Genomic DNA, 13286 nt, shown 5'->3' with positions numbered 1-13286 from the left:
ATGTACGCGTGCCGTGCGGCTGCTGCAAGGAGGGGTGGGGGTTTTGCGCCGTTTAGGCGGGATAGGCCCGTACCTGTTGCCGTTGCACGCCAAGGCCTTCAACCCCCAGTTCAACCACATCCCCATCGCGCAGGTATTGCGGCGGGTTCATCCCCATCCCAACCCCGGGAGGGGTGCCCGTGGAAATGACATCACCGGGCATCAGGGTCACAAAGCGGCTGAGATAGGAAATGATATGCGCGACGCCAAAGACCATGGTTGCGGTGCTGCCGCTTTGGCGTGGCTGGCCGTTGACGTTCAGATACATCGACAGGTTCTGCGGATCGGGGATTTCATCGGCTGTTACCAGCCATGGGCCAACGGGGCCGAAGCTGTCGCAGGATTTGCCTTTGGTCCATTGGCCGCCGCGTTCGATTTGGTAGGCGCGTTCAGAGACGTCATTCACAATGCAATATCCCGCCACATGCGCTAGCGCGTCTTGCTCGCTGACGTGATGCGCGGTGCTGCCGATGACAACGCCCAGCTCGACCTCCCAATCGGTTTTTTCAGATCCTTTGGGCAGGGTGATTGGGTCGTTGGCCCCTGTGGCGGGGCAGGTTTTCATAAATAGAATGGGTTCTTCTGGAATGGGCATGCCTGCCTCTTTGGCGTGGTCGGAGTAGTTGAGACCGATGCAGAACATGCGCCGCACGTCGTCGATGACGGGCGCGTATTCGCCTTTGACCTCGGGGAATGCCTCTGGGTTATGTGTTGCCAGTGCGGTCAGGCCCTCGGGTGAAACACCCGCCGCTGTGATGTCGGGAACCAACGTTGAAATGTCACGCGGCGTGCCGTCGGCATCAATCATCGCGGGGCAGATGCCCTTTTCAGTGCGGATACGGGCAAGTTTCATGGGGCGGCTCCTGTGTATTTGTCGCGGCAGCATACCGCCATTGTGATTGGGGTGAAGCGGGAAATGCGCCTTTGGTGGTTGAGGCACCCGCCCTTGGGGGTGTAAGCGCTGGTACAGCCCAGATTGCTCTTTAGGATAGACTCATGAAAACCGCTCTTGTCACAGGTTCGTCCGGCTTTATCGGATATTTCGTTGCAGACGCGCTGCTGGCTGCTGGGTGGCGGGTGATCGGGATAGATAGCATGAGCGACTATTACGATGTCGCGCTAAAGCAATCCCGCCTCGATATGTTGGAAACCCATAGCAATTTTACCAACATCAAAGGCAAGGTCGAAGAACCCGGCCTGTTGACCGAGCTATTCGCGCAATACGAACCCGAAGTTGTTGTGCATCTCGCTGCGCAAGCTGGCGTGCGCTATTCGCTGGAAAACCCGATGTCCTATTTCCAGACGAATTTGGGCGGGACGTTGCAATTGTTAGAGGCCGCGCGGGCGCATCCGCCAAAACATATGTTGATGGCGTCCAGCTCGTCCGCTTATGGGGCGAATACGCAGATGCCCTATCAGGAAAACATGCAGGCAGATCACCAGATGTCGCTGTATGCGGCAACTAAAAAGTCGTCTGAAAACATCGCCCACAGCTATTCGCATTTGTTTGCCTTGCCGATTTCGATGTTCCGCTTTTTCACGGTCTACGGACCATGGGGGCGCCCTGATATGGCGCCGCATAAATTCACATCCCGCATCCTCGAGGGGCGCCCGATAGACGTTTATAATAACGGGCAAATGCGCCGCGATTTCACCTATATCACCGATCTGGTCGAGGCGATCATTCTGCTGATTGACGCCGTGCCTGATTACCTGACCGAACAGGGCAAATACGAGGGTGACAGCCTGTCACCCGTTGCGCCGTTCCGTGTGGTGAACATTGGCAACTCGGATACCGTGCCATTGCTGGACTTTATCAAGGCAATCGAAAACGCCACGGGCAAAGAGGCTGACATGAACCTGATGCCCATGCAGCCGGGGGATGTGCCAGCGACATGGGCGGATGCAAGCCTGCTAAAATCGCTCACTGGGTTTGTGCCGCGCACAACCGTGCGCGACGGGGTTGCCCAATTCGTTTCGTGGTATCGCGACTATTACAAGATTTAGTCGTCAAACCCGACAAATGTCGCGACTTCATCCACAGCGCGGCGCTCAGAGACCACGGCGTTGGCAGAGAATTCCTCGTCTGGCCAGCCAAGCGCGACACAGGTCATGATGACCTGATCGTCTGGGATATTTGCGTGCTCGCGCACAACAGGGGATTGCATGATGCCCTGACCGTTGATCACACAGCCAAGCCCGCGAGCCCAAGCCGCCAAAGTCAGCCCATAGGTGACCGCACCCAGATCGAAATGCGCAATTGTGCCACCCTCAAGGCTTTTGTCGAAGGTCACAACAATGGAAACGGGCGCGTCAAACTGGCGAAAGCCGCGCATGACCCAATCCTGACGCATCGCCTTGTCGTCGCGGGCAATGCCCATGGCGGCGAACAACTGCTTTGCAATGCCAACCTGACGATCGCGGTGCGGCCCTTCATAGGCGCCATGATCGACGATCTCGCGCACTGGCGGTACGCCGTTCAGCATGCGGGTGGAATTTCCTTCGCGAACACGTTCCAGTGGCTCACCCGTCAAAACATGCAAATGCCATGGCTGGGTGTTCATCGAGGATGGCGCGCGGTTAGCTAGCGCAATCACTTCTTCGATCAATTCACGTGGCACAGGTTTATCTTGAAAGCCGCGGATGCTCCGGCGGCTTTGCATTGCTTCGTCTAGTTGCATGGAAAAGTCCTGTTATTAGAAATTAAGGGTGAACACGCGGCTCAGGCCAAGGCGTAAACGCCACTGGTCTTCAGAGCCGATCTGCGTGATCGGGCTGTCTGCAGCGTCACCCAATAGTTTCTCATAACTTACGGCACCTTCAAGTGCCCATTTGTCATCGATGAAGTATGTGCCGGTCACTTCGAACCCCGCGCCAAGCGCGCCACCCGTTGCATCAAAGGGCGTAAAGCCCGTTGTACCATCGATCGGGGTGCCAAAATACGTTGCGGCAAATTCGTCGTCACCAAAGTTTACGCGCGGCCCTGCGGTGATCAACCAGCGGTCATTCGGGCGAAGAATCATGTCTGCCCCAATGGTACCGGTTACACCGCTATGCCCTGTGACACCCTTGCGGACCTCACCAAAAGCCATCCAGTTTGTTTGCTGGTAAGACAGGCCCAAGCCCAGTTCGAGGGCGGTATCAATATCCGCCAAGCCGGCAAGTTCGGGGCTCTCTTCGGCGGAGCGGTCACCAATAACGCGAAAGGCTCCGCGCAGGGATATGCCGTTATCGGGGATGCCGCGAACGCCGTTACCAATAGAATTGCCACCCCATGAAAGGGATCCAAAAGTAAATCCCAGATCAAGGGCCGCTTCGCTATCGTCCGATCCAGGATATTCGGGTTGGGTCGTAACGCCGGATCGCAGGGCAAAGTTGAACGAACGGTCCTGTGCAACTGCAGGCATTGCAGCAGTAACTGCAATCGCGGATAGGTAAACCAGAGTTAGAACGCGCATAAACTGCTCCCTTGTCCGCAGGGCGTACACGTGCACCTGCAAGATTCCTCTTAGATTTAAGGGATCGTGATATCCATGTATATGGGGAAACGGCGCTATCACTCAGCCGTGACTGGGAAAAAGGTAACATTTTTAGTCTGTTGTGTTACCGGCTGTGATCAGGAGTTATTTAACATAATCATCATTATGGCAATTTATGTAGGCACAGCGCTTACCCAAATTGAATAGCCCAACAAATCTCGCGGCAAAGGCGCAAATTCATTGGGCTAATAGGCTTTTATGAATGGAATGTTGTCAGCTTATGGCGTGATGACCACTTTGCCATCGGTTTTCTTTAATGCGGCTGCCAGCCCGCTCACGACCTCTGCTAGGGGCAAGGTCGCTGCGACATCGGTTTTCCAGCGGCCATCTGCAAAACGCGCCTGCACTTCGCCTACGACTTTGGCTTGTTCGGCTGGAGGGGTTGTCATCATCCAGCGGGTGAGCCAAAAGCCTTCGATCTGTTTGGACATAAAGATAAGCTGCCCCATCTGGGTGAGTTGCGGCAACTCTGAGTTCAATTTCCCATAGCTGACCCAACGCGCGCCTGTGGGCATCGCGACAAACAGCTTCTCGCTAAGTTGGTCTGAAACGGCGTCAAGGAAAACGATTGGTTTTAGTGCTTTGGAGGCGGCCGTGAACTGATCCAGAATATCTGCGTCAGTGGTTACCAAAACCTCGTCTGCGCCCAACGCTTTGAGCGGTTCTACCGCTTCGGCGCGGCGGACCAATGCGATGGATTTCAACCCGCGATCGCGCGCAAGCGAGATCATCAATTTGCCCAGCTGGCTGGTGGCTGCAGAAATCACAACAGCGTCCCCTGCCTGATCCGCAATTTCAATCATGGCCATGGCTGTCATCGGGTTCACGATCTGCGCCGAGGCGTCAACGTCGCTCACATCGGGGCGCAGGGGGATGCACATCTGTGCTTCGGTAAGGGCGTATTCCGCCCATGCGCCACTATGATCAGGGCGCCCTGCAACAAATGAAACCCGTTGCCCCATCAGCGCCTCTGCACCCTCACCTGCCGCAACCACGTCACCACATCCTTCAAAGCCCGCTGGCGTGCCTTTGAACCGTGGCTGGCCATATTCGCCTTTGATGAAATGCAGATCCGACGGGTTTACGGACGCAACGCGCAGCTTGATCAGTACCTGACCCTTTTTGGGTGTCGGCACAGGAATAGTTGCCGTTTCCAGATACTCGGCAGCATCCGCAATTGCAGGTCCTTCGGCCTTGCCAGAGTAGCCGTCACCAGTCTGAAGAATGGCTGTCATTGTTTGTGGTAGATCGCTCATGTTGGGTTCCCTCCCCCTCGTCAGTCATGGTCTTCACCTCATCCTTTGGATCAATCCAAAACAGCAGGCGAAGCCCCTTTGATGTACGAGGCTAGACGGAGTCCCCAGTATAGCGAAAGGGCTAGTTGCATCCGACGCCGCAACGTCATTTGGATGTAACCAGCCCTTTGCCAGTGCTCCCGATAGCACCGCGCACCCCCGTTTGGGAATGCGCGTATCTTTTAGCCGTCTTTAGAAAAATGCCGAACGTGCGCCGGCAGGTTTGTCCAGAGGGGGGGCAAATTTGGTGAGGTTAATGCCCTCAACCGCTTGCTTGTACTCTTCGATGGTTGGCGTACGGCCAAGGATCGCGGCCAGAACAACAACAGGCGTTGAAGCCAGCAGGGATTCACCTTTTTTCTCGGCAGCATCTTCTACAACACGACCTTGGAACAGGCGGGTTGAAGTCGCCAGAACCGTGTCACCCTTTGCCGCTTTTTCCTGGTTACCCATACATAGGTTACAGCCAGGGCGTTCGAGATAAAGAATATTCTCATACTCGGTGCGGGATGTGTTTTTTGGCGCCGCATCGTCGAACTCAAAACCAGAGTACTTTTGCAAGATGCTCCAGTCGCCCTCTTCTTTCAGCTCATCGATGATGTTGTAGGTCGGCGCGGCAACAACCAGCGGCGCTTGGAACTCGACCTTGCCTTGCGCTTCCTCAAGGTTACGCAGCATCTGAGCAACAATTTTCACGTCGCCCTTGTGCACCATACAGGAACCCACAAACCCAAGATCAACCTTCTTGTCGCCACCGTAATAGGAAACAGGGCGGATGGTGTCGTGGGTATACCGTTTGGACACATCAGCGTTGTTCACGTCTGGGTCGGCGATCATCGGCTCGTCGATCACATCAAGGTCAACAACAACCTCGGCGGCGTATTTCGCGTCAGCATCAGGTGTCAACGCAGGCTTTTCGCCTGAACGGATTTCAGCGATACGCTTGTCCGCGATATCGATCAGACCCTGAAGCATGGCAACATCGTTATCCATGCCCTTTTCGATCATGATGCCAATACGGCTTTTTGCGATCTCTAGGGATTCGATCAGCGTTTCGTCTTCGGAAATACAGATCGAGGCCTTCGCCTTCATCTCGGCTGTCCAGTCGGTAAAGGTGAACGCTTGGTCCGCCAACAAGGTGCCGATGTGCACTTCGATAACGCGCCCTTGGAAGACGTTGTCACCAAATTGCTTGAGCATCTGCGACTGGGTCGCATGCACAACGTCACGGAAATCCATGTGGTTTTTCATGGTGCCTTTGAACGTCACTTTTACGGATTCAGGGATTGGCATGGTCGCCTCACCCGTGGCCAAGGCCAGCGCAACAGTGCCCGAGTCAGCGCCAAATGCCACACCTTTGGACATCCGCGTGTGAGAGTCACCGCCGATAATGATCGCCCAGTCATCCACCGTGATATCGTTAAGAACCTTGTGAATAACGTCTGTCATCGCGTGATACACTTCTTTGGGGTCACGCGCGGTGATCAGGCCAAATTTGTGCATGAACTTCATCAGCTTTGGCGTGTTCGCCTGTGCTTTCAAATCCCAAACAGATGCGGTGTGACAACCAGACTGATAGGCCCCATCCACGGTTGGCGACAGAACCGTTGCGGCCATCGCTTCCAGCTCCTGAGAGGTCATCAGACCTGTCGTATCTTGCGAACCAACGATGTTCACCTTCACCCGCGCGTCAGAGCCCGCGTGCAAAGTGACACCAGGTGTCACGCCGACGGCGTTTTTGTTAAAGATCTTTTCAACCGCTGTCAGGCCTTGGCCCTCATGCGATACTTCCTTGGAAGGGGCATAAACCACAGGTTTTTCAACACCCAGCGTTTCCGCCGCAAAGCTTTGTAGCTTTTTACCAAAGACAATGGCGTAGGAACCGCCCGCCTTGATGAACTCGACCTTCTGAGGGGTGAAGGCAGATGCAACGTCTACCAGCTCTTCTTTGCCTGTTTCATCATACAGCTTTTTGGCTTTGGTATCGATGGTCAGAACCGTACCCGTCTCAACCGAGTATGCTTGCTCGAGAATGGGGTTGCCTTCTTCGTTGAGAACAGTGTTCCCATCTGCATCAACTTTCTTAACCCAGTTTTTCAGGTCAAGGCCAATGCCGCCCGTCACGCCAACGGTTGTCAGAAAGATCGGGGAAATACCGTTTGTACCGGCAACGATGGGCGCAAAGTTTACAAAGGGAACATAGGGGCTGGCCTGCTTGCCCGTCCACAATGCCACGTTGTTCACGCCAGACATACGCGACGATCCAACACCCATTGTGCCTTTTTCAGCGATCAGCATCACGCGCTTGTCAGGGTGCTGCTTTTGCAGCTCTTGAATCTCGCCTTGCGCCTTTGGGTTGATCAGGCATTTGCCGTGCAATTCGCGGTCAGAGCGCGAGTGCGCCTGATTGCCCGGAGACAGCAAATCAGTCGAAATGTCACCCTCGGCTGCGATATAGGTAACAACCTTGATGTTTTCTTCGATGTCGGGAAGCTTGGTAAAGAACTCGGCCTTGGCATAGCTGTTCAGAATGTCGGTGGCGACTGCGTTGCCCTTGGCGTGGGCATCGGCCAGACGATCTGTGTCTGCCTCGTACAGGAACACCTGCGTTTTCAAAACTTCCGCGGCCTTCTGGGCCAAACCAGCATCATCACCCAAAGCCAGATCCAGCAGGACATCTACAGATGGTCCGCCCTTCATGTGCGACAGCAATTCAAATGCGAAATCTTGGGTGATTTCCTCAACCGAGGCTTTGCCCTGAATGATCTCTTTCAGGAACTGCGCTTTTTCTCCAGCCGCGCTCGTCGTGCCGGGCAGCGTGTTATAAATGAAAAAGTTTAGGGACTCTGCGCGGTGCTCATTGCCCGTGTCTTTGATCTGCGCAATCAGCTCGGCAACCAATGCACCATCATCGATTGGCTTGGGGTGCAGCCCCTGTTCTTTACGGGTTGCAATCTCGGTTAGGTAGTCTGTGTACAAGCTCATGGCGGTTCCAGCAGTTGATGTTAGAATTAGCTAAAGCGCCAGCACACAGATCCTTCCGCATGCCGCCGCCCAAATTGATTGTATACCAAAGTATACCATACGCTCCTTAGATGCAATAGTCATACCCCATTCATCTGCCAAACCCTAGGCCCTTGATGAATGGTTTTGCGCAAACAAAAAGATCACCTCGCTTTGTTATCTAGCAGCAGGTGAATATTGCATTACCGCCTGAAAGGATCATGTGCCTAATCCCGCTGAAAACTTTTAACAACAGGTCCGATTCCAGAATGGAAATGTCGGATTTCAAAGGGACATACCGCTAAAAACTAAGGACACTCGTGAAAGAGGAGTCTGATTTCATGCGCTATTCCGGTTTTAAGGTGATCAAAGAAGCCCTTACAGGGCACAAGGGCTGGAAACCTGCATGGCGTGATCCAGAACCCAAATCACATTACGACATCGTTATCATCGGTGGCGGAGGCCATGGCCTGGCAACCGCCCATTACCTATCCAAAGTGTTCGGGCAGCAAAATGTCGCAGTCATCGAAAAAGGCTGGATCGGTGGCGGAAATGTAGGCCGCAACACCACGATCATCCGCTCGAACTATTTGCTCGACGGGAACGAACCGTTTTACGAATTTTCGCTCAAGCTGTGGGAGGGGCTGGAACAGGACCTCAATTACAACGCCATGGTCAGCCAGCGCGGCATCATGAACCTGATCCATTCGGACGCGCAGCGCGATGCCTTTATCCGCCGCGGGAACGCAATGCGGTTGAATGGGGCTGACGCCGAGCTGTTGGATGAATCACAGATCAGGGCGGAATATCCGTTTCTGAATTTCAACGATGCACGTTTCCCGATCAAAGGCGGGCTGGCCCAACGGCGCGGCGGCACCGTGCGCCATGACGCGGTTGCATGGGGCTATGCCCGCTCGGCCGATAGCCACGGCGTAGATATCATCCAGAATTGCGAGGTCACGGGGTTTCGTATCGAAAACGGGAAATGCCTAGGCGTGGAAACGTCCAAAGGATTCATCGGCGCAACTAAGGTTGGTTGCGCTGTGGCGGGGTCTTCGGGCCGTTTGATGGCCAAGGCAAACATGCGTCTGCCGATAGAATCCCATGTGCTTCAGGCCTTTGTCTCAGAGGGGCTAAAGCCGGTTTTACCGGGTGTGATTACCTTTGGCGCAGGGCATTTCTATGTCAGCCAATCCGACAAAGGCGGCTTGGTCTTTGGCGGTGACATCGACGGCTATAACTCTTACGCGCAACGCGGAAACCTACCTGTTGTCGAAGACGTCTGTGAAGGCGGCATGGCGATCATGCCGATGATTGGCCGCGCAAGGTTGCTGCGCATGTGGGGCGGGATTATGGATATGTCGATGGACGGCTCGCCCATCATCGACCGCACCCATATCGACGGGCTCTATTTCAACGGCGGCTGGTGTTACGGCGGGTTCAAGGCGACCCCTGCCTCTGGTTATGCCTATGCGCATCTATTGGCCAAGGACGAACCGCACGAGACCGCAACCGCCTATCGTTTCAACCGCTTTGAGACGGGCCATATGATTGATGAAAAAGGGATGGGCAACCAGCCAAACCTGCACTGATCCCCAATCACATTTCAAGATAGCGAGCATCTAACGATGATTATCAACCACCCTCTTTTAGGCCCCCGCGATAGCGCTGAATTTGTCTATCTAGGAGATGCATCCCTGATCGACCGCCCCGATCCCGAAACCGCAGATGCGCAGGAATGGTACACCTACGGTTATCTGCGCAACAACATCGCTGGCGAAATGCGCGAGCTGTGGTTCCACGAAGGGGGCGACCGCTCGGTTCTGGTGGTTACGCGCAATACGTTGACCCATGAAATCAGCGATGTCGCCCTAGCCCGCGATGTGGCCCGTGAACAGGGGCGTTCAAAATGACTCAGAAGAACCGCGTATCTGGTGGCCAGATTGACCGCAACAGCGCCCTAAATTTCACTTTCGACGGCAAGAAATACCAAGGCCACGCTGGCGATACGCTCGCCTCCGCCTTGCTGGCCAATGGCGTACGCCTGATGGGCCGCTCGTTCAAATACCACCGCCCCCGTGGCCCCCTGACCGCAGGATCGGAGGAACCCAACGCGCTGGTCGAACTGCGCAGCAGCGCGCGCCAAGAGCCAAACACACGCGCCACCACAGCCGAGCTGTATGACGGCCTGCAGGCGCGCTCGCAAAACCGGTTTCCCTCGCTCAAATTCGACACGATGGCGATCAATGATCGGTTTTCAAATTTTCTGACCGCAGGGTTCTACTATAAAACATTCATGTGGCCTGCGCCGTTTTGGGAAAAGATATACGAGCCGATTATCCGCAAAGCCGCTGGGTTAGGCTCGCTTTCCATGCAGGAAGACCCTGATGAATACGACAAAGGATTTCGCCACTGTGAGCTGCTGGTCATCGGCGGCGGTCCTGCTGGCCTTATGGCGGCCCTTACCGCTGCGCGCGCAGGCAAGGAAGTCATCCTCGCTGATGAAGACTTTGCTTTGGGCGGCAGACTAAACAGCGAGACCTTTAGCCTTGATGACAGCAATGCGGCAACTTGGGTCGCCGCGACGTTGGCCGAGCTGTCATCTCTCCCCAATGTGCGCCTGATGCCCCGCACCACCGTCATCGGTGCCTTTGATCACGGGATTTACGGCGCTGTTGAACGGGTCAGCGACCACATCGCCCAACCCGAAACAGGCAAACCCCGCCAGATCCTGTGGCGGATTTATAGTCAGCGCGCGATCCTTTGTGCAGGCGCCACCGAACGCCCTATCGGGTTTGAAAATAACGACCGCCCCGGCGTGATGCTGGCAAGCGCTTTGCGAACTTACGTAAACCGCTATGCCGCGACGCCAGCCAAACGTGTTGCGATTTTCACCAACAACGACGACGGGCACCGCACTGCGAGTGATCTGGCAGCCAAAGGCGTTAAGGTCGTGGCCGTCATTGACACCCGCATCGACGCCCCCAGCAACTATGACTACGAAGTCCTAAAGGGCGCGCAGGTAGTTGATACGAAGGGCCGTCTGGGCCTCACCTTTGTCGAGGTGCAACTGGCCGATGGTAGTCATCGCACCCTTGAATGCGGCGCGCTTGGCGTGTCTGGCGGGTGGAACCCAAATGTTCACCTGACCTGCCACCAACGTGGCCGACCAACATGGAACGAAGATTTAGCCGCCTTTGTCCCCGGTGGTGTTTTACCCCCTGGTTTGACAGTCGCAGGCGCGGCAAACGGCATCTTTTCAACCCATGGCGCGCTGACCTCTGGCAGCCAAGCGGCAGCGGAGTTGTTCGACACCAAGCCCCTCACCACACCCCAAGCCGAAGATGCGCCCGTTCGTCAAACCCCGTTCTGGTACGTCGAAGGATGCGCGCGCGCGTGGCTGGACCAGCAAAACGATGTTACCGTCAAGGACGTGAAGTTGTCCCATCAGGAGGGGTTCCGCTCGGTCGAGCACCTCAAACGCTATACAACTTTGGGCATGGCGACGGATCAGGGCAAAACCTCAAACATGGGTGGTTTGGCGATCATGGCCGAACTTGCGGGCAAGGCGATCCCCGAGGTTGGCACAACGATTTTCCGCCCCCCCTACACGCCAACGGCCATTGGCGTATTAGGCGGCCGTATGCGCGGCAAGGAATTCCACCCGACCCGCCTGACCCCATCGCACTATTGGGCCAAGGAACGCGGCGCTGTATTTGTCGAGGTCGGCAACTGGCTGCGCGCGCAGTGGTTCCCGATCGAGGGCGAAACCCATTGGCGCCAATCCGTTGACCGCGAGGTCACAGCCACCCGCGCCTCTGTTGGTGTTTGTGACTGCACAACCTTGGGCAAAATTGATGTGCAGGGTAGTGATGCCGCGGCCTTCCTGAACAAAATCTACTGTAACGGTTTCGCAAAACTTGCTGTTGGTAAAACCCGCTATGGGTTGATGCTGCGCGAGGACGGTATTGCGATGGATGACGGCACCGCAGGGCGACTGGCCGAAGATCATTTCGTTGTCACAACCACCACGGCCAACGCCGCAAAGGTTTTCCAACACATGGAATTTGCCCGCCAATGCCTGTTCCCTGACATGGATGTGCAGCTGATTTCGACAACCGAGGCATGGGCGCAATACGCGGTCGCGGGGCCGAACTCTCGCAAGCTTTTGCAGAAAATCGTGGACCCCGAATTTGACATCACAAACGAGGGCTTTCCGTTTATGGCTTGTGGTAACATCACCGTTTGCGGTGGCTTGCGCGCGCGCCTTTTCCGTATCTCGTTCAGTGGCGAGCTGGCGTTCGAGATCGCTGTGCCGTCTCGCTATGGCGACGCGCTGATGCGCACCCTTATGGATGAGGGAAAAGAATTCGACGTCACCCCATATGGAACCGAGGCCTTGGGCGTTATGCGTATCGAAAAGGGCCACGCAGCGGGCAACGAGCTGAACGGCACAACCACCGCGCTGAACCTTGGCATGGGGCGGATGGTGTCAAAGGTCAAAGACAGCATCGGCTCCAAACTTTCCGAACGGGCGGGCCTGAACGAGGCAGACGCGCTGATGCAGGTTGGGATCAAACCGTTGAACCCTGAGGACAAGGTTACGGCGGGGGGGCATCTGATGCACTCTACCGGTCCGGTGGATGCAGCCCATGACCAAGGATACGTAACATCCGCCGCCTTCTCTCCCACTTTGGGCAGCATGATCGGCTTGGGCTTTCTCAAGGACGGGGGAAACCGCACCGGTGAAAGGATGCGCCTTGTCTCTCCTGTGACTGACCTGACCGTCGATGTCGAAATCGTATCAGCCCATTTTGTTGATCCAGAAGGAGAGCGCGTCCGTGCTTAAGCTGACCCCTATCACCGCCTTGGGCGGCACCGAGCCGCGTGTGGACACCATCAAAGGCGTCACATTGACCGAAAACCCAGGGCTGGCGCTGGCGTCAGTCGCTGCGCGCCTTGGTCACGAAGAAACCTGCCGCAAACACCTGTCGGACCTGTTAGAGGCCCCTGCCCCAACTGCCGGAAAAAGCAAGCTGCACGATCCCGAAGCTGCATTTTGGACGGGGCCCGATCAATGGATGGTAGGCGCGCCCTTTGACACCCACGAAGATCTGGCCACCCAGCTAAAGCAGCGGTTTGGAGACACCGCATCCATCACCGAGCAAACCGATGCTTGGGCCTGTTTCGATCTGCGCGGTGACGGGATCGAAGCCGTGATCGAGCTGTGTTGCAACATCAATATCCGCGCGATGAAGACCGAGGACGCAACGCGGACCTCGATCCACCATTTGGGGTGTTTTATCTTGCGCCGTGATCCTGCGAATTGGGTGCGCATCTTGGGGCCGCGCGCCTCGGCGGGCAGTTTGCATCACGCGCTGCTTACGGCGATGAAATCCGCGCTATAACC

The 13286-nt window shown here is 55.8% G+C and carries 10 protein-coding genes; 5 read left to right on the top strand and 5 right to left on the bottom strand.

Annotation, left to right across the window (positions count from 1 at the left end; genetic code table 11):
* Window positions 1-52 precede the first annotated feature (52 nt).
* A complete protein-coding gene (locus tag Z948_RS0100700; protein WP_025057661.1) occupies window positions 53-892 on the bottom strand; it encodes a fumarylacetoacetate hydrolase family protein in 840 nt (279 codons plus the stop codon).
* A 143-nt stretch (window positions 893-1035) separates the two neighbouring features.
* Here Z948_RS0100700 and Z948_RS0100695 point away from each other — a divergent pair, with 143 nt between their 5' ends.
* The gene (locus Z948_RS0100695) at window positions 1036-2046 is read left to right on the top strand and encodes a GDP-mannose 4,6-dehydratase (RefSeq protein WP_025057660.1); all 1011 of its coding nucleotides are present in this window, start codon (window positions 1036-1038) and stop codon (window positions 2044-2046) included.
* Here Z948_RS0100695 and Z948_RS0100690 read toward each other — a convergent pair.
* The 4 genes from Z948_RS0100690 to Z948_RS0100675 form a co-directional block, all read right to left on the bottom strand.
* On the bottom strand, window positions 2043-2720 hold the full coding sequence (locus tag Z948_RS0100690; protein WP_025057659.1) for a nitroreductase: 678 nt from the start codon (window positions 2718-2720) through the stop codon (window positions 2043-2045). The two genes, Z948_RS0100695 and Z948_RS0100690, sit on opposite strands and share 4 nt — an antisense overlap.
* Before the next feature lie 15 nt (window positions 2721-2735).
* The gene (locus tag Z948_RS0100685) at window positions 2736-3497 is read right to left on the bottom strand and encodes a MipA/OmpV family protein (protein WP_025057658.1); all 762 of its coding nucleotides are present in this window, start codon (window positions 3495-3497) and stop codon (window positions 2736-2738) included.
* 299 nt (window positions 3498-3796) lie between these two features.
* Window positions 3797-4834, bottom strand: coding sequence for an alcohol dehydrogenase catalytic domain-containing protein (locus Z948_RS0100680; protein WP_025057657.1), 1038 nt, complete (start codon window positions 4832-4834; stop codon window positions 3797-3799).
* Between the two features lie 231 nt (window positions 4835-5065).
* A complete protein-coding gene (locus Z948_RS0100675; RefSeq protein WP_025057656.1) occupies window positions 5066-7858 on the bottom strand; it encodes a bifunctional aconitate hydratase 2/2-methylisocitrate dehydratase in 2793 nt (930 codons plus the stop codon).
* A gap of 359 nt (window positions 7859-8217) precedes the next feature.
* On the opposite strand from Z948_RS0100675, the gene Z948_RS0100670 reads away from it, so the two are divergent.
* Genes Z948_RS0100670 through Z948_RS0100655 form a run of 4 tightly spaced genes read left to right on the top strand, consistent with a single transcriptional unit; the run spans window position 8218 to window position 13284 of the window.
* Entirely contained in the window at window positions 8218-9468 is a 1251-nt protein-coding gene (locus tag Z948_RS0100670) for a sarcosine oxidase subunit beta family protein (RefSeq protein WP_025057655.1), read from the top strand.
* Between the two features lie 36 nt (window positions 9469-9504).
* Window positions 9505-9789: a sarcosine oxidase subunit delta gene (locus Z948_RS0100665; protein WP_025057654.1), complete on the top strand. Its 285-nt coding sequence runs from the start codon at window positions 9505-9507 to the stop codon at window positions 9787-9789.
* A complete protein-coding gene (locus Z948_RS0100660) occupies window positions 9786-12725 on the top strand; it encodes a sarcosine oxidase subunit alpha family protein (protein WP_025057653.1) in 2940 nt (979 codons plus the stop codon). The genes Z948_RS0100665 and Z948_RS0100660 overlap by 4 nt, the downstream gene beginning before the upstream one ends.
* Window positions 12718-13284, top strand: coding sequence for a sarcosine oxidase subunit gamma (locus Z948_RS0100655; protein WP_025057652.1), 567 nt, complete (start codon window positions 12718-12720; stop codon window positions 13282-13284). The genes Z948_RS0100660 and Z948_RS0100655 overlap by 8 nt, the downstream gene beginning before the upstream one ends.
* Window positions 13285-13286: the final 2 nt, after the last annotated feature.

Source organism: Sulfitobacter donghicola DSW-25 = KCTC 12864 = JCM 14565, assembly GCF_000622405.1.
Taxonomy (GTDB): Bacteria; Pseudomonadota; Alphaproteobacteria; order Rhodobacterales; family Rhodobacteraceae; genus Sulfitobacter; species Sulfitobacter donghicola.
The sequence above is the reverse complement of the archived record's forward strand: the minus strand, read 5'-3'. Positions and strand labels throughout refer to the sequence as shown.

Bases quoted from the DNA above. Each gene is read 5' to 3' on its own strand.
- Z948_RS0100700 (WP_025057661.1), bottom strand. From the start codon at position 892: ATGAAACTTGCCCGTATCCGCACTGAAAAGGGCATCTGCCCCGCGATG.
- Z948_RS0100695 (WP_025057660.1), top strand. From the start codon at position 1,036: ATGAAAACCGCTCTTGTCACAGGTTCGTCCGGCTTTATCGGATATTTC.
- Z948_RS0100690 (WP_025057659.1), bottom strand. From the start codon at position 2,720: ATGCAACTAGACGAAGCAATGCAAAGCCGCCGGAGCATCCGCGGCTTT.
- Z948_RS0100685 (WP_025057658.1), bottom strand. From the start codon at position 3,497: ATGCGCGTTCTAACTCTGGTTTACCTATCCGCGATTGCAGTTACTGCT.
- Z948_RS0100680 (WP_025057657.1), bottom strand. From the start codon at position 4,834: ATGAGCGATCTACCACAAACAATGACAGCCATTCTTCAGACTGGTGAC.
- Z948_RS0100675 (WP_025057656.1), bottom strand. From the start codon at position 7,858: ATGAGCTTGTACACAGACTACCTAACCGAGATTGCAACCCGTAAAGAA.
- Z948_RS0100670 (WP_025057655.1), top strand. From the start codon at position 8,218: ATGCGCTATTCCGGTTTTAAGGTGATCAAAGAAGCCCTTACAGGGCAC.
- Z948_RS0100665 (WP_025057654.1), top strand. From the start codon at position 9,505: ATGATTATCAACCACCCTCTTTTAGGCCCCCGCGATAGCGCTGAATTT.
- Z948_RS0100660 (WP_025057653.1), top strand. From the start codon at position 9,786: ATGACTCAGAAGAACCGCGTATCTGGTGGCCAGATTGACCGCAACAGC.